At 37.4% G+C, this 18,193-nt stretch carries 12 protein-coding genes and 1 pseudogene; 1 reads left to right on the forward strand and 12 read right to left on the reverse strand.

The features are described from left to right. Genes KV696_RS09435 through mnmL form a run of 3 tightly spaced genes read right to left on the reverse strand, consistent with a single transcriptional unit; the run spans position 1 to position 1,745 of the window. Positions 1 to 255 carry a hypothetical protein gene (locus KV696_RS09435; RefSeq protein ID WP_000361085.1) on the reverse strand — a complete coding sequence of 85 codons (255 nt, stop codon included), beginning with the start codon at positions 253 to 255 and terminating at the stop codon, positions 1 to 3. Continuing rightward, positions 248 to 805, reverse strand: coding sequence for a tRNA 5-(aminomethyl)-2-thiouridylate-methyltransferase MnmM (gene mnmM, locus KV696_RS09440; protein WP_203176150.1), 558 nt, complete (start codon positions 803 to 805; stop codon positions 248 to 250). The genes KV696_RS09435 and mnmM overlap by 8 nt, the downstream gene beginning before the upstream one ends. Then, positions 789 to 1,745 carry a tRNA modification radical SAM protein MnmL/YtqA gene (gene mnmL / locus KV696_RS09445; RefSeq protein WP_203176152.1) on the reverse strand — a complete coding sequence of 319 codons (957 nt, stop codon included), beginning with the start codon at positions 1,743 to 1,745 and terminating at the stop codon, positions 789 to 791. Before mnmL ends, mnmM begins: the two co-directional genes overlap by 17 nt. 91 nt (positions 1,746 to 1,836) lie before the next feature. On the opposite strand from mnmL, the gene KV696_RS09450 reads away from it, so the two are divergent. Continuing rightward, positions 1,837 to 2,196 (forward strand): DUF3397 family protein, encoded by a 360-nt coding sequence (locus KV696_RS09450; RefSeq protein WP_219967517.1) that lies wholly within the window; start codon positions 1,837 to 1,839, stop codon positions 2,194 to 2,196. Positions 2,197 to 2,279: 83 nt separating this feature from the next. Here KV696_RS09450 and KV696_RS09455 read toward each other — a convergent pair whose 3' ends face one another. The 9 genes and pseudogenes from KV696_RS09455 to KV696_RS10155 all read right to left on the reverse strand — a co-directional run. Then, the gene (locus tag KV696_RS09455) at positions 2,280 to 2,588 is read right to left on the reverse strand and encodes a hypothetical protein (RefSeq protein WP_219967518.1); all 309 of its coding nucleotides are present in this window, start codon (positions 2,586 to 2,588) and stop codon (positions 2,280 to 2,282) included. A 473-nt stretch (positions 2,589 to 3,061) separates the two neighbouring features. Further along, a complete protein-coding gene (locus tag KV696_RS09460) occupies positions 3,062 to 9,631 on the reverse strand; it encodes a S8 family peptidase (RefSeq protein ID WP_219967519.1) in 6,570 nt (2,189 codons plus the stop codon). A 741-nt stretch (positions 9,632 to 10,372) separates the two neighbouring features. Then, positions 10,373 to 11,158, reverse strand: coding sequence for an ABC transporter permease (locus KV696_RS09465; RefSeq protein WP_219967520.1), 786 nt, complete (start codon positions 11,156 to 11,158; stop codon positions 10,373 to 10,375). Position 11,159: 1 nt separating this feature from the next. Then, positions 11,160 to 11,978 (reverse strand): ABC transporter permease, encoded by an 819-nt coding sequence (locus tag KV696_RS09470; protein ID WP_219967521.1) that lies wholly within the window; start codon positions 11,976 to 11,978, stop codon positions 11,160 to 11,162. 1 nt (position 11,979) lies between these two features. After that, positions 11,980 to 12,972: an ABC transporter ATP-binding protein gene (locus tag KV696_RS09475; RefSeq protein ID WP_001240787.1), complete on the reverse strand. Its 993-nt coding sequence runs from the start codon at positions 12,970 to 12,972 to the stop codon at positions 11,980 to 11,982. A gap of 285 nt (positions 12,973 to 13,257) precedes the next feature. Next, positions 13,258 to 14,139 (reverse strand): class II fructose-bisphosphate aldolase, encoded by an 882-nt coding sequence (locus KV696_RS09480; RefSeq protein ID WP_033684898.1) that lies wholly within the window; start codon positions 14,137 to 14,139, stop codon positions 13,258 to 13,260. A 146-nt stretch (positions 14,140 to 14,285) separates the two neighbouring features. Then, on the reverse strand, positions 14,286 to 15,608 hold the full coding sequence (gene vncS / locus KV696_RS09485) for a sensor histidine kinase (RefSeq protein WP_219967522.1): 1,323 nt from the start codon (positions 15,606 to 15,608) through the stop codon (positions 14,286 to 14,288). Beyond that, positions 15,605 to 16,261, reverse strand: coding sequence for a response regulator transcription factor VncR (gene vncR, locus KV696_RS09490; RefSeq protein WP_101782736.1), 657 nt, complete (start codon positions 16,259 to 16,261; stop codon positions 15,605 to 15,607). Before vncR ends, vncS begins: the two co-directional genes overlap by 4 nt. Positions 16,262 to 16,420: 159 nt before the next feature. After that, positions 16,421 to 18,193: pseudogene (locus tag KV696_RS10155) on the reverse strand (hypothetical protein); the annotation flags it as partial.

Genomic DNA, 18,193 nt, shown 5'->3' on the forward strand with positions numbered 1-18,193 from the left:
TTAGTCTTTTTTACAACAGGATTCAAATATCTCCTTCTGCTCTTTGATTTTTTGGTCAATCTTGGAACAGTCTTTGTGCTCAATTTTTCTCTGGCACCGTTCCATTTCAAGAGCAACTAATTTTTTCTTGATTTTAAGCATTTTTTTGCTCATGTGTGCTTGGTCTAACACACCCACCGCTCGTTCGTGGTGGGTTGATTCGACAAAATTCTGGCGCATGGCATCCAGCTTTTCACGTAGGTATTGTTTATCCATGTCTATATCTCTCTAATTTTTCAATCATTACTAAAAATGGTGGGTTGTTGACTTGGTTTAAAGTTCGGTAAATGGCAGCTGTGTACTCTTGTTGGTTCAACTGGCTAACAAAATCCAAGACAGCATCCCTCTCGAGGTCGCCTCCTTCATGACCATAGTAGATCATGATAGCAATCCGTCCACCTTTGACGAGCAAATGACACAGCTTTTCTAATGCTTCAATCGTCGTCTGAGGTTGGGTAATGACTGACTTATCAGCTGACGGCAGATAACCTAGATTAAAAATTCCTGCCTTGGCTTCTGTCACAAACTGGTCCAGTGTCTCATGACCTTGCAAGATTAACTGGGCATTTGTCAGGCCAGCTTGGTTCAAACGCTCTTGGGTCTTTCCCAAGGCTTGCTCCTGAATATCAAAAGCATAGACTTGCTTAGCTAGCTTGGCTAGAAAAAGTGTGTCATGACCATTTCCCATGGTCGCATCCACTACGATATCGTCTTTTGTCACTACCTCAGCCAAAAAATCATGTGCCATCTCAAGTGGTCTTTTCATTTTCAAACTCCTGTTTTACAGCCTTGCATCCTTGAACACTTCCACGACGTCGCATTTCAGCTTCAATAGCATTTAGCACTTCCCATTTATTGAGGCTCCACATAGGACCAATCAGCATATCTCTAGGTGCATCTCCTGTGATTCGATGGATGACGATATGCTTGGGAATGATTTCCAGTTGATCACAGATGACCTTGACATATTCGTCCTGACTCATCAGTTGCAAACGTCCCTCGTGGTAATCCCGTTGCATACGCGTATTGGTCATGAGGTGAAGCAAGTGCAATTTAATCCCTTGAATATCGTTATCCGTGACACAGCGGCGAACATTTTCAACCATCATCTCATGGGTTTCACCAGGCAAACCGTTGATCAGATGAGAAACAATCTCAATCTTAGGATACTTTCTCAAACGCTTAACCGTTTCCACGTACAATTCATAAGAATGGGCGCGGTTAATCAGGTCAGAGGTTGTTTCATAAGTGGTCTGCAAGCCCAATTCAACCGTCACATGCATGCGCTCCGATAACTCAGTCAAATATTCAATGGTTTCGTCTGGTAAACAGTCTGGGCGTGTTCCAATATTGATTCCTACTACACCTGGCTCATTGATAGCCTGCTCATAGCGCTCTCGGATGACCTCCACCTTTTCATGGGTGTTGGTAAAATTTTGAAAATAAACCAGATACTTCTGAACATCTGGCCACTTGCGGTGCATAAAGTCAATTTCCTTATAAAATTGCTCACGGATAGGCGCATCTGGTGCTACGATAGCATCTCCAGAACCTGAAACCGTACAAAAAGTACAGCCTCCATGAGCTACAGTTCCATCACGATTGGGACAGTCAAAACCCGCATCAATAGGGACTTTAAAGGTCTTTTCTCCAAAGAGTTTTCGATAATAATCATTCAAGGTATTATAAGATTTCATAACTTTCATTATAACAAAAATCACCCACAATCTCAAAAGCCTGACTTTCCTATAAATTCCTCTGTTTCTCGTTTCCATTAGCCATTTTTTATGATACAATATGGATATGATTTTAATGAAATTAGCCTCTATTTTATTATTGATACTGACCTTAGTAGTCTGCATTATCATAACCAAACTTTTTAGATTAAAAAAACTAGGACGAAACTTTGCGGATTTGGCTTTTCCAGTCTTGGTATTTGAATATTACCTTATTACAGCTAAAACCTTTACCCATAATTTCCTCCCTAGACTAGGCCTAGCCCTCTCACTCCTAGCCATTATTCTCGTTTTTTTCTTCCTTTTGAAAAAACGTAGCTTTTACTATCCTAAATTCATCAAATTCTTCTGGCGTGCAGGATTCTTATTAACCCTTGTCATGTATATAGAAATGATTATTGAATTGATGGCTCAGAAATAAAAAAATGAAATTGAAAACACCTCAATCAAGCTGAAATAGAGTGATTGAAGTGTTTTTTTCTTTATCTATTTTTTCATCAATTTCTATTTTCCTTCTTTATCAGGAAAGAGGTAACCAATACCTACACAAGCTAGTACACCTGCTCCAATCACCAAACCACTTGAAATTGGCAAAAAGTCCAAAATTGCATTCGCAATAATAAAGGCAATAATCAAACACATCAGACTAGCCTTGTAATCCTTTTTCCAAAGATTCTCTAGAGTGAAAAAGAGAAACAATCCTACCGGAATCAATGACCAGAGGTTGACATTTAAACTTGGCCAGCCAACAGAACCAAAATACACTACTGTCGCTGCTGCTACTAAAAATACAATCCCCAATAATTTTTTCATTTCTTTATCTCCAATTTCGTTTTTAGGAACTTGAGTTGTCTAATACTGCCCCCCTCACGTCCTTTACACAAATCATTATAGCAGAGGTCAGTTTCAAGAACAAGTTCTTTTGCCTATCTGGTCTCTATATCGGTCTAAGTGGTTGAATAATAGCGATAAAATAAGGAATCAGGTAAAACAAATAAAAAGGAATTAAGCAACCAAACGCTACTTAATTCCTTGAAATTGTCTCATCACCTCTATTAGCCTTTAAATTTTGATAGACTCTATTTTCTAATCAATGTGACCAATATTGTCAATACTAACCCTTTCAATCAATTTATTAGTTATAGAAACTAAATCCATTAATAAATCCAAAAAGGGTATCAATAGTAAAGTAAACTAAATAATTGAGTTATAAATAGCTATTTTCACAAAACGGTTTCATCATTATACTATCTCAGTACACAAACCATTTTTCTATAGCTTTTGTCTTAATCTTGATCTTTTTTCTTTAATCCAAGAAATGCACCTAAGGTAAACATTATTCCGGCAACCAATGACGTAAAGCCTTCGCTAACTGTTCCGGTTTTTGGTAACCTATCATTGTTAGTAGTTGATTTACTATCAATATTGGTATGTTTATTATCTATGTTCTCTGGTTCATTAAGATAAACTTCCTTCTTATTTTCAAAGTTTTTATCATTTTCATCAGGAACTGTAACTTTGACATCCTCAGTTGAATCAGATCTTTGACTTTCATCTAATTGACTATAATTTACTTGTACAGGAACTGTAGCTGTGACATCCTTAGTTGAATCAGATTTGTGTGAATGATTTTCTCTTTGTAAATCCTCCTTTTTGTAATTTTCATCTAATTGACTATGATTTGCTTGCACCTTATCTTTCTTTTTGGATACATCAAAAGTAGGTTTATTTTCCTCCTCCTTTTTCTCCTCTATTTTCTTGAATACAGGTTTTATAAGGGTATCTTTTGATAGATTAATAATATAACCAGCATCTTTTTTCCCTTCGACACCAGAAATTTCCCAGCCATCAAATTGATATCCTTTTTCTAATTCTCCCTTATAGACAGGTAAAATAAAATCTTCTTCCGACACTATCGTTGAACTCATTTCTTTTCCATTTTGAATGGTCACAGTCACCGTATGAGGTTTTAATTCGCTCACCTCTCCCGTATCTTTGTTTAAAATGAATTCTTTTACGGTTGTATTTCTTGCAAAATCTTTTACAACAATCTTAATGTTTAGTGTCTTATCTGTTAGTTGTTTAATATCATCAAATGATTTGTATTCTTTTCCATTTACATAAATATGTTTGTCTTGAATCTCACCATCGAATCCATTATTTCTTTTATCATTGATATTAAAGACTACAGATTTTCCGTCAGCATATTCAATACTAGTATTTCCCTTAGGATCAATGTTTACTTCTGGTTTAACATTATCATATAAAAATTGATAGTGTACTCCAACCGCTTTCGCATTCAAATCGCTATAGCCAGTTTTAAGATAAACATTTCCATCCATATCTGTTACCTTATCTGGGAATCCGTTTGCTTTATAGTCTTTCATTCCCCAGTCCATGATGTCACCGTCTTTAACATTAAGCTTAATGTTAAAATCTCTAGTGTTATCAATGTGTAAATCTCCGTAGATTAAATAATTATCTACAACCGATTCATTAACTCGCAACTCCCAGTTGAAACCACCCTTATCAGAAATCTTACCTCTTAAATAGAATTCTGGATTTCGTACATAAATTTTATTATATTTAGATGGATTAAAGTAGTTCTTGTCCATTGAAAGGTTTACTGGTTTTGCATCAATAAATAACGTAGAGCCATCTTCTTTTATAGCCTCTACATTGGACTTATCCTCTCCAGTGTACTCTTTACCATCCTTACCAAATAATACCAGTTTAGAAGGATCTGTTACAAGATTTCCATCTTTATCGATTGCCTCCCCTTTATCGTTCATTTTAAAGGTAAACACTTGATATCTTACAATGTTAAAGCCGTCCAAAGCCGACATTAATACGGATTGAGTACTTCTTCCATCTTCAACATTTCTACTATCAGCATAAATTATTTTTTCTGATAAGGCTCTTAGATTAGGATTGGCCTTTTGTATTTTTGCTATATCTTCCTTGCTATAGACTCCATTTCCTTCTAACATATCCGTTTTTCCAGGATTATAGGTAGTCACTTTTAGTGCATAGCCTTTTCTTAGAATAATGTTATCTTTTAACAGATATTGTTGTTTTTCTGAATCAGAATAGATTTTACCAGATTCCATGTCCGTTAAATTGTTTGGTTTGTTTTTTGAAAGATCTCCTTCTCCTAATTCTATTACATTCCCATAACTTGATGCATACGGATATTCTGTCTTAGTTTCCTTATTTTTTTCAGGCATTCTAATCTTCGTTTCAGCTTTTATCTGATCATCATCTTTCACAAAGAATCTCATATCTCCTGAAAAAGCTAATCCATCCACAATATCATTAATATTAGCGTATAAATCAAATGTCATCGTTTTTGAGTGGGAATCATACTTGGTCGTTTTGATTTCTATCGATTTATAGTTATTACCATAATATACCTTGGCATTTTTAGAAACATTACTTATCTTTCCAAGAATTTCAAAGTGTCCATCTTTAGATGGGCTTAGAACACCATAAATTTTTGATTTTATTTCGTCAAGTTTTTCAGTTTCATATTCTAAGGCACTACCATCGTCATAAGCAATGATATTTCCCTTATCATCGTATTTATAATCGTATTCTTCTGTTCTCTTACCAGTTTCACTTGTAAAGTCATCAACTTCTCTAAATTTCTTTTTAATGAGTTTCTTCAAGTCTTTACTTTCAAACTCTCTAATTGTTGAAATAGTTTTATGAATAGTCAAGCTAGATTTTTCTTCGATAGACTCTTCATTGTCTTGATGATGTTCTACTTCAGTTGTATCTTTTTTAAGACTATCCTCTTTTCTATTTTCTAAATTTTTAAATTTAGATTCGGAAATCTCGCCAAGCTTTTGGTATTTAGATGAATCTTGATCAGGATCTACTAGATAATAGGAAATCATCCCCTTTTCATCAGCATGATCAGCAAATTTAATTCTATGAATCTTTGTAAAATTGCTAGATCCATCTAATGCAATGACTTCAATGATTTTTCCTCTTAAATCTCCCGCACCATTAATTTCATAAATGGTATTTCCGTCTTTGTCAAGTTTCCTATTTCTTCCTTGACCCTCACCTGCATAAGTTACTTCAAGATTTTTCTCAACCTCTCCGTCTTCATTAACAAGAGCGGCGCCAGCATACCAAACTTCGTTTGCAATCTCATCAAATTTTTCAGGATGTTCTTTTTGATCTCTCGCAAATAGCGTTTCATTCTTATACTGATCTTTTACCTTATGATAAGTATCCTTTGTAATCAACTTAATTTTTTCAGGATTTGAAAAATCAACCGAAACAATCTTAGGGGCTGTGTTATCAATTTTTACTGGAATATAGGAAACCTGCCATGGATAATCTTTAGTTAATCTATATTTAAATTTATAGAAATATTGACCTTCCGCAATCGGTTCAAATTGACCTCTTATCTTAGTAGCAGGATCTTGGTTATCCTTACTCTCTGGTGCATTTTCTTCTCTACCTCTAGGGTTATAGATGAGTCCATCCCACTTCAAGTCACCCCAAACTTTTAGTTTAGAAGATTTGATTCCCTTTGCATCATTTCTCTTAGAGTTTAAAATTCCTTTAATAAAGTGTTCTCTCGAAATGACTTTTAAGTCTCTTTGATTTTCTCCCTCTTTATTTGTATTTACTATTGAAATCAATCCTTCTTCTGCACTTCTTAATACAAGTGGAGAAGGTGTTAATCCTCTCTCAAGTTGAGCATCTTGAGGATTTCCATTTGAATCTAAAGGATAAATTTTAGCAATATTAGAACCACTTGATGATGGTGCGTTGATCCCTTCGTTATTGAAAGCAAATAATTCTGGATTTTGATCTAGAGATGTTGTATTTTTATCTTTTCTATTTTGTATAACTCCTGCTGGATTAAATTTATCTATACCATGCTCTCCACCAATTCCCTTATTTAAGGTTCCTGGAATTTTTGGTTTACCATCATCATCATAACCTTCCATTGTTTTTGATTTTGAACCCTCTTCCCAGGCCCATTTATCAAGGATTGGTTCCTTATTCCAATCCCCAGCAAATCCCATTAGAGGCATCGATAAAGATGGTTGGAAATTTATTTTCTTCCCGTTGGAGTTCAGAGCTTCCATTTCTTCCACTGATTCAAAATGAATAAATGATTCTACAAATTTATTTTTGTTTTTAGCCTCTCCAACGTTTAGAACCGCATTTAAATCAAAGCTAGAATTTGGGCTTATAGTGAAGGTGTCATGCTCAAATGTGATATTTGCTCCTTTGATTTTTTCTGGATGGATTTCTGGAACAATTTGCTTACCATCTGGAGATTTTTCATCTTTGTATGTTTCATCCAGTTTTAGTCTGTCAGTTAGAGAATCTGTAGTTATCGCTGATGCTGAAACTTTAAAGGTTAAAGGTCTGTTTGATGTATTATGAAGCTTAATTGTAAAGTATTTTTTATCTCCTTTTATTTCTTTAAGAGAAATCGAACCATAAGAGTTTACCAAACCTTTAGAATCCTTGTTTTTGAAAGTCGCTACGACTTCATTTCTCAAAGCATTGGCAACATTAATTAGCCCTGCTCCCTGTTGTCTAGGTGATGCAAAGTATTGACTTTTTTCTTTCCAAGAAGTTGCGTCCATCATAGGCCGTGCAGTATTTTGTAGGGCAATTTTTGTAAGACTTGTAAGGTCTATTTTGTCATCTCCCTTAAGATTTTTCAAGGCAGGTCTTTCAAGCATTTCCTTTAACTTTGGTCTAATCAAAACAGTAGAAGCTGCCACGATTGGAGTTGCCATACTAGTCCCTGACATATAACCATAAGTTGATTTCCCATTAATGACATTGAGAGTAGATTTAATATTTTTACCTGGTGCTGAGACATCAGGCTTTAAAAGCAAATCTGTTCTCGGTCCCCAAGATGTGGATCCTGCTGGAACTATGATATCTTCTTTATAGAGTTCTTTATCTGTGTCAGGTGCAAACTTAAAGTCAATCTCTTTTTCGTCACCTACATTCGGTTTATTAGAATTATAGCTTGCCATATCAATTGGATAGTATTGATCCAATTTATCTTTGAAATCTTCCTTACTATTTCTTTTAACTTCAGTTTTTTTATCAGGGTTAATCATGTTCCATAACTTTACACCATCATCTCCTGAAATTGAAAATACTTGACTAGTAGTTCCTTCATCCTCCTCATATCCCATAGCTGGAAGCTCTGTCCAATTATCTCTATTGTAGTAATTTACAGTATTTACAACCATAATGCCACGTGCGCCCTTATCCGTAGCTCTTTTAAAAGAATTTTTTAAATCCTTTGTATAAATTCTATCCATTACTGCAATTTTGCCCTTAAGATCCAAACCTATCAAATCTTGGTCTTGACCCTTGCCTATATATACAAATTTTACTTTACTAGGAGCTTTTGATCCATCTTCATTTGTTGTGATTTTATTCTTATCGAAAAAGGCCCCTATATTTCTGTATTTAAAATTTTCTCCACCTATGTTAACTTTATCAAACTCAACTGTTTGATTTTTAGCAGATGCGACTGCTATCGCATCTTCATGTGCTGCAGTTCGTGTTACATTTCCAGTGTCGGTCATTTTCAGATTATTATTTGCCACTAAATCCCATGAAGAACTTGAAGCAGAAGTCGCATAGTTACCCGTAGCTACAACCATTGGAATGCCTGCTTTTCTTAACGCTCTAATAGCTTCCCAATATTTCTCACCTACAAGACCTGTTCCTGTAAAGCCAGATGATACCGAAACAACATCGACATTGTGTTTGATCGAATCTTCAATAGCATGAAACATTGTTTCATCTCCTGCGAAGCCAGATCCTGCGTCAGAGTACATTTTATAAGAGAAGATCTGTGCATTAGGAGCAATTCCATCTATTCCGTTAAAGTTTTTAATATCTTTTTCAGTATCATTTCCCGCAAGAATCCCTGCAATATGCATCCCATGTGGATCAAAATAATCGCTCCCATCATCAGCTTTTTCTACAGTAATTTTACCACCATTATAATAATTGAAAGCATGAGGGATTTTATCACTCAACCAGAAATTTTTATCAGTACCTTTTAAGTCTTCTTTTTTGAATCTCATTGAGCCTTTAGCATCATCATCAATCCTCATGGCCTTATGCCTATAATCTGTCCCGGTATCGATATTTGAAATGACCATACCCCGGCCATCAAAATTTTTACCAAATGGAGCATTGATAGACTTTAGGTAATCAATTGCCTCTTCAACTCCAATTTCCTTTCTAGCATGATTCATCATTGGCTGGACTTTTTGTGATCGTTCAACCGATGAGATACCTTCTATTAGTTTAATCTTATCCAAATTATCTGGAGTTGTTTCTATTGCAACACCATTAAAAACCGTATCATAAGTATATAAAACTTTTGTATCCTTAAGATTGGATAATTCCTTGATTGCTTTTTCTACAGATTCTTTATCTTTAAATTCAGCAATATAGACAAGTTTATCCTCTTTTTTGGGACTTTCTGGGTCTTTACTTGCAGACGAGTCCGCTTTATCTCCTTGGGATTGATTGGAATCTTCTTTGATTTTTTCTTCTTCATTGCTAGTTTTATTATCTCTCACAGATTCTTTACTAACAACTTCTTTTTCCTCAATAACCGTTGTTTTCTTCTCTTCAGTATCCTTTGAAGTTTCTATAGCATTATGAATATCTTCAAGTTTTTCTTTGTTTTCGTTTTGTTTACCTACTACTTTTTCTTTATCAGATATTTTTAAAGAATCTTCAGAACTAGGTGTATCTGCTAGGATTACCTCATTAGGGACATATGCTGCTAAAATAACTGCAGCTGTGGTTAATGACAATACTGTACTTTTTTTCATTTTAATTCCTTACATATTTATTTAACTTCCAATAGATAGAAAACTTTAACTTTGCTAGCCTTTGTTATAAAAAGTTTTACTAAGTATTATCTAGGAAATAGAGTAGTGCATTTATATATAATTGTTAACTCTCTGAAAATAGTATATCAATTAAAAAAATTTAAGTCAAGAAAAATTAATATGCATTAATTTATTTTTTAATACGTATTAAAAATAAGGTTAAGTCAAAAAAATTCGTAGTTAACTGGGATACATTATAAGCACATTCACATAATCAAAAATAGTAGGAATCAAGTTGAACCACTACCAAAATCACAAAGTCAAACATCATTGATGAAATATCAGCGCTATTAAATAATATAAAAAACCGCTAAGAACTTGGCTTAACGGTTATTTTTCTACATATCTAATTTTTCAAATCTTCAGTCGTTTATCTACCTATAACCTAGGCTTTATGAGTGTCTTGCTCTAGCAACTAATACTCAATGAAAATCAAAAAACAAACTAGGAAGCTAGCCGCAGGTTGCTAAAAGCACTGCTTTTAGGTTGTAGATAGAACTGACGAAGTCAGTCACATATATACGGCAAGGCGACGTTGACGTGGTTTGAAGAGATTTTCGAAGAGTATGAGCTAAATCGGCGATTACACTTACAATATAGCACTCTGAGAACAGATGTCAAGGAATTTTCATCTTTATTAGAAAAAGCCTGTCCTGAGACAAGGCTTTGATAACATCTATGCTAAGAACCCGCACTTTCGTAGGCATCTAAACCACTATCCCAAAGTTTAAGGGAAATGACAAAGAAAACCATAGAAATCAACATCAAACCTCCGATGTTAAAGATTACATCCTTGTCCTGCAAGAAATAGCTGGCAGGATAATAGGCTGTAAAAGCGAAAGGCACGATAAAGCTAATCAACCAACGAAGAAATGAATTGTAAATGGAAATGGGATACTTGGCAAAATCATTAAACATATAAAAAATGTAAATCATGGCGCCTGACTGTTTGGTCCAAAAAGCGATACTAGATGTCGCGATTTTCAAGGAAGTATAAATCAAGGTAGCAAAAGGAATACAAACTAGGAAAATCAGGAATTTTGGAAGAGTCCAAGCAATGCTAGATACCGTTGTCGCTAGTAGGATCCCACCAACCAAGAGTTCGCCCAAGGCATCAATCTGAAAGGTTTCAACTAGGATGTGAAAGAGAGGATTGATAGGACGAGTCAGATACTTGTCAAACTCTCCCTTTCTCACCAAGCGTTGTCCCAATGCCCAGAGATTATCAAAAAAGAGATGGTCCAATCCCTTAGGAATCAAGGAAAAACCATATATAAAGGCAATTTCTTGGAAGGACCATCCTTCTAGCGAGGGGATATGTTGAAAGATGACATTGAGAAACAATAGGTTCAGGCCTTGAGTCAGAAAGACTCCCAGGACTCCAACCACAAAATCCACCTTGTATTCCATGATCTGTTTGATGTATTGTCTGATAAAAATCAGATGCATGCGTTGATATTTTTTCATACTACCCTCCTTGAATGGTGATAAATGACTGGACTCGTTTCCAAATCAACTGAGACAAGCCTACCATCACTAAGAGCCAGAAAAACTGCAAAGCGAGCGCCTGAATCATCTGACTGGCATCGTATTTCCCAACGATAATCATGACCGGAGTGTAAATCAAGGATGAAAAAGGCAAGAAGGACAGAATATCTGAAACAACCTTTGGAAAGAAAGCCAAGGGAATCAAACTTCCAGACATAAAGGCCACTATGGAAGTCTTGAGGAGATTGGAACCCCAAAGATTTTTAAACACAAAGGCAGAAAATCCAAAGCAAATATTAAAGAAAAAGTTAATCAGATAGGCCAGCGTTAAGCTAAAAAGATAAAGGACAGTTAATCCCAGCACTTCTACAATCCCTTGCCCAGATACGATTTTCATCAAAACAATGACACTTAAAAATGGAAGGCCAACGCTGATAAAAATCAACCACTTGGAACCAAGCTCAGTGAAAAGATAAGAGGCCGCAAAATGCACTGGTCTCAGTAAGCGCATGATAATGGAACCATCCTTGACCTCCTCCCCAATCATAAAAGAAGAATCTGACCTAGTAAGAAGATTGGTCACAAAACTCATAATGATGTAGAGGGTGATATCCGCCATACTGAAGCCCTGAATTAAAGACTCCTGGGAGGAATCAAAGACTGCCTTCCAGAGATAAAAGGCTACAAAAGCCCCCATGACATCCCCAATCCGATAGAGAATAAAGTTGACTCGATAGGTAATCAACTCCTGAACACCTGCATTGATAAAGGGTTTATAACGTCTCCACAATTTGACCATCTTAGAGCTCCTTTCGGTAGAAGCGGCGGATAATATCCTCGATATCTGTATCCACCATTTTCAAATCGCGGATTTCAAAATCAGACAGGGTTTGCTTAATAATATCAGCTGATTGGTAGCGAGAACTATCAAACTCAATGTTGAGGCTATTCCCCTGTCTATCAATTGTCATATCCGAAAAGCCTTCATAGTGAGAAAGGAGATGACTTTGACCTGGTAGCAGTTCAAAGGAGAGAGTCTTCATCTTACCAAATGTTTCCTTGAGCTGGCTCACCGTTCCATCAAAAATCTCTTGCCCCTTATCAATCATAAAAATCCGATCACATAGCTGCTCAATATCACTTAAGTCATGGGTGGTCAAGAGAATGGTCGTCTCTTCCTCCTGATTGATCTGAGTAATAGCCCGACGAATATTGTCCTTGACCGAAACGTCCAAACCAATGGTCGGCTCATCTAAAAAGAGAACCTTGGGATTGTGAAGTAAGGAAGCCGCAATATCAGCCCGCATCCGTTGCCCCAGTGAAAGAGTCCGCACGGGATCCTTGATAAAGTCCTTCAAATCCAAGACTTCATTCAAAAAGTCCATTCGCTTATGAAAGAGCGAGTCTGGCACATCGTAAATCTCCTTCAAGACCGTGTAGGTCTCTTGTAAAGCCAAATCCCACCATAGCTGGGTGCGTTGTCCGAAAACGACTCCAATATCCTTGACATAATCTTGGCGATTGTCCTGGGGAATCTTGCCATTAATCCGACAAAAACCAGATGTCGGTTTCAAAATCCCTGTCAGCATTTTGATGGTTGTCGACTTTCCAGCACCATTTGCCCCGATAAATCCTAAAATCTGCCCTTTTGGAACTTCAAAAGTCAAATCTTTGACCGCTTCAAAGGTCTGCTTTTCAGGATGAATAAAGGAACGTAAAGCCCCCTTCAATCCCGGTTCCTTAACAGTCTTCACAAAATTTTTCTGAAGATGTTCCACTTCTATCATTGCCATATCTATCTCCCTATCGCAAGGAATAGCAACATTGTATTTTTGACTACAAATATTCTAAATCCTTACTTTCTACACCTTCTACATTTTATTGCTACAGAAGGCTTTATACCAACCTATTATAGTCCAATAAAAACTAGAATGCAAGCGTTTGCTTAAAGTTTATGAAATTGAAAATTTTTCTCATAAAATGATATTTTTAATCCAATATTCTGGCTTAATAGTTCCCTTAAAACACCAAAAAACCCACCCAATAGGCAGGTTTCTATTCTGTATTATTCAGCTAGATTATGCTTTACCTTCTGAACCGAATACATCGATACGTTCTTCAACTGATGCTTGGATAGCTTTTACACCGTCAGCCAAGAATTTACGTGGGTCGAAGAGTTTTTTCTTGTCGTATTCTGCTTCGTTTGCTTCGTAGTCACGAGCAAATTTACGAGTTGCGTTAGCAAATGCGATTTGGCATTCTGTGTTAACGTTAACTTTCGCAACACCAAGTTTGATAGCTTCTTGGATTTGCTCATCAGGAATACCTGAACCACCGTGCAATACGATTGGGAATCCTGGAACAGCTTCAGTCAATTTTTGCAAGTGATCAAGGTGAAGACCTTTCCAGTTTTCTGGGTAAGGACCGTGGATGTTACCGATACCAGCTGCCAAGAAGTCGATACCAGTTTCAACCATTGCTTTAGCGTCTTCGATTGGAGCCAATTCACCATCACCGATGATTCCGTCTTCTTCACCACCGATAGTACCAACTTCAGCTTCTACTGATACACCATTTGCATGAGCAAATTCTACAACTTTACGAGCTTTTTCAAGGTTTTCTTCAACTGGAAGGTGTGAACCATCAAACATAACTGAAGTATAACCAACTCGGATACACTCAAGTGCATCTTCGTAGTGACCGTGGTCAAGGTGGATAGCTACTGGTACAGTGATACCCATTGATTCAACAAGGTTAGCGATCAAGTTGCGAGCAACTTTGTAACCACCCATGTATTTAGCAGCACCCATTGAAGTTTGGATCAAAACTGGAGCTTTTTTAGCTTCTGCTGCGCGCAAGATAGCTTGAGTCCACTCAAGGTTGTTTGTGTTAAATCCACCAACTGCATAACCGTTGTCACGAGCTGCTTGGACAAATTTTTCTGCTGAAACGATTGCCATTTTATCAGGCCTCCTGTATATTTTTATGGGTCATCCCATTTACATTGTTCATTTTATCACTTTTTGACAAAAAAATCTAGTTTTTCCCGCAGTTTCGATTGAATTTCTTCTAGCTTCATCTATGTAAACCCTTTCTCTGCCTAGCCTTAGGCAACTTTTGGAAAAGCTATAAAGAAGGTTAAGCGATTCTCTTGCATTTCAAAACGATAGGGTAATTTTTCATGTTCCAGTAGACTCTTGACCACAAAGAGCCCCATCCCCGAACCCTTGGCCTTGCGACTAGCATTATCAGAAAAAGACTGGGCCAGTTTTTCCTGTTCTTCTGGGCTACAGCTATTCTCGATAAAAAGTTCCCCTTCTCTCTCTCCGATGCGGACCAAGCCACCTGGAACAGAATGCTTGATAGCATTGCTGATGAGGTTAGAAAGAATCAATTTCATCACAGATGGATTTAGATAAGCCTGCTGGTGGTTCAAACTATTGTCAATCTGAAGTTCTCTCTCCTTGGCTAGCAAGGCATAATCCTTAACCAGAATTTGCGTCATCTGGAGTAAATCAATTGTTTCCCTATCATCTCGTAATTCCTGCACAGAAGAGAGGGAAAGTATCTGGAGAACATGGTGATTGAGCTCATCCACAATCCCCAAAGCAACTCCAAGATAGTGATCTCTATCCTTATAACGACCGATATTCTCTTTCATATTTTCGATTAGGATTTTCAAACTGGCCAGCGGTGTTTTCAGTTCATGAGAAGCCCCTCGTAGGAACTCAACCTTCATCTTTTCCAGCTGGAGAATGGCTTCATTCTTGTCATGCAAGTCCGCAATAACAGTCAAAAGGTGCTGATAAAGGCTATTGATTTGTTCCTTGAGATCCCCAATCTCATCCTTGGAATCCACGCGCAATCGTACTTGGGCATCCAAATCCATCATCCGACGGGTCACCCACTTGATTTCCAAAATCGGGGCAACAATGGTCCGAGCATATATATAAGCCACCAAAAGGGAAATTAGAAAGGATGCCAACAAGGTATAGGGCAAAAATTGAAGACTAATCTGCTCAGCCTCCTTTTGCAAGTCCATGGACGCTAGAAACTGAAGAGTCATGGTACTTCCGTCTTGCGTTTTCACCTCACGCTCCTCGATAAAGAGGGAGGTAGTTTGACGTTCCGTGTCCAGAGGAAGACTGTCCTTGACCTCCAACTTGTCCTCGGTCATCTCCCCCTTGACAGCCCCCTTGATCTCACTGGTTTGGGAATACAGGTCTAGGACTTGCTCGATACTCTGCCTATCCTTTCCTTCTAGGGACTGGGCAATAGCTGTCGCTTTCTGACCAATGGTTTCCTGACGGTGGCTCAGATAAGTCGAGGGAAAGAGAAAATAAATGGCTAAATGAAGACAGACGACTAGAAGACTAAAAATCGAGAAGGTATAGATAAATATCTTTGCAAATAAACCTGTTCGTTTCATTTTCGCTCCAATTTATAACCAACATTGCGCACAGTGAGGATGCAGTCCAAATCTAGCTTTTTCCGCAGTTCCTTGATATAGACATCAATGACACGGTCAAAGGGAACCTCATCTGTCGCCTTCCAGACCGCATCGATAATCTGAGACCGAGTCAAGGCCCGGCCTTCATTTTTTACCAAATAATCCAAAATTTCCAACTCTTTGGCATTGATGGCGACTTCTTGACCTGCGAGGCTTGCACTATAGCTCTCAAAATCCACCTTGGCATCCTTATAGGAGAAGACTCGTCCCTTATCATAATAGCGCTTGAAAATCGCGTCCACCCTTACTTTTAAGAGGGAGAGGGAGAAGGGTTTTTCCAGATAGCCATCCGCCAGAGAAGCAAAAGCACTCATCTTGTATTCCTCATCCTGAAAAGCTGTCAACATCAAGACAGGAACCTGACTGATTTTACGAATCTCAGATAGGACTTCTAGACCATTGAGCTTGGGCATCTGGATATCCAGTAAAACCAAGGCTACTTCATAGTTGGAAAATTTTTCTAAGGCTTCTTGACCGTCTGCTGCCTCAATGGTTTCATAACCGCAATCCGTCAAATAGTCACTGACTCCCTCACGGATCATCTCTTCATCTTCTACAATTAAAATTTTCATACTTTAACTGCTCTCTTTTTTATTTTTCTTATAATAAATACCTACTCTATTTATTATAGCCTCTTATTGGTCTTTTGTCTTTAAGAAACTTGCTACTAGATAAAACAAAGAGAGCCTATCGCTCTCTCTGCTCACATTTCACTCCCTATGGAAGGAAGGTTATTTGGTTGCTTTTGAAAATGTTACAACGTAGTTATAATCTTTCCCATTAGCTTGATAGACATAGTCCTCTTTGAAAGTGTAGCCGCGTTTGCTCAACTCTTCTCTCTTAGCTTCAACTTGGCTCTTTGCCGCTGCTTTCACCTGTTCAGGTGTTAAACCTTCCGCGATTTCAAGAGAAGTTCCATCAATATCTCCTAGGAAACCTGCAATATCTTTCATTTTATCAAAGTTATAAAATACATTTACTTTGACCTTTTGAGGAGCTGGCTGTTCCAGACTTCTACGATTTCTGCTAGCGCGTGGTTGAACTGCTGGAGCCATTCTGAAACCTGTGGTTCCTACCGGTTGCGTTTTGGCTTCTTTTGTGAATTCTATAACATAATCATAGTTATCTCCACCCTCAACGATTTGATCCAAGTCTGTTTTTGACGTAACTGTAAAGCCTTGTTTTTTCAGTTTCTCAATTTGAGCTTTTGTTTTTTCTTCAATAGCTCGTTTTAAGTCTTCTTTAGATACATCTCCGGAGACAGTAAGCATATTTTCACCACCTAATTCTCCTAATGCTCCAGCTATATCTTTAAGGGCTTTTAAATTATAATAGATATTTATTTGTTTTGTTTTATTTGATAAATCTCTTTTCACAACTTTTTTAGCTCTTACTTGAACTTCTGGTGCAATTCTGAAACCTGTAGTTCCTGTTTTCTCTTTAGTGAAAGTTACTACGTAGTCATAATGAGTTGCGTCTGCTTGATCAATACCTACAAAATATTCATCAGCAATCTTGTATCCTTTTCTTTCAAGTTCTGCTTTCTTCTTATCTATTCTTGCTTTTAAAATAGATTTCAAAGCATCACCAGAGACATCTTTTGGTATGTCAACTTCATTTTTACCACCTAAATCATCAAAGAATCCAGGAATATCTTTCATACCATCAAAATTATAATAAATAGAAACTTTATTTTGAGGTTCATCTACACTTCTTGCACGACGTGTTACACGTGGTTGATACACTGGTGCATTTCTAAAAGCTGTATTTTCTGGTGTACTATTTCCATGCCCAATAACATTGTTATCTCCAATATGTGTTCCTGCTGGTCCGTTTCCAGATAATCCTGAATTTGTGTAATCTGGTTTACCTTGGTCAACTCCAGGAGTATTAATCTTAGCTAAGTCATCTGAATAATTGTCCACTACAGCCGCTTGATCTTCCGTAGTTTTTGCTTGTTTCATTGCTTCTTTAGCTTTTTTTGTATATTCTTCTACATTTAATTTAGCAGCTTCTTTTTCACTAGATGATAGACTACTCGACTCAATTTCTTCTAATTTAATATTTTTACGTGACTCTAACTCGGAGTCATTTTCCTCTAGACCTTTTTCAACATCATCTTTTGGTTCAGTTGGATTGTTCTGATTATTTGAATCCGCTGGAGTGTCTTCTGTTGTGCCTGAACCTGCTGGTTGGTTTTCCGCTGGTTGCGATGGAGTTGGTTGTTCTGTTGCTCCTGGCGCTGCTGGTTGATCTTCTACCGGTTTCGCTGGAGTTGGGGTTTCTGTTGCTCCTGACGCTGGAGTTTCTTCAGCTGGTTGCGCTGGAGTTGGGGTTTCTGTTGCTCCTGGCGCTGCTGGTTGATCTTCCACAGGTTGCGCTGGAGTTGGGGTTTCTTCAGCTGGTTGCGCTGGAGTTGGGGTTTCTGTTGCTCCTGACGCTGGAGTTTCTTCAGCTGGTTGCGCTGGAGTTGGGGTTTCTGTTGTTCCTGACGCTGGAGTTTC

Origin of the sequence: Streptococcus humanilactis, from assembly GCF_019448275.1 — a bacterium.
Lineage (GTDB): Bacteria > Bacillota > Bacilli > Lactobacillales > Streptococcaceae > Streptococcus > Streptococcus humanilactis.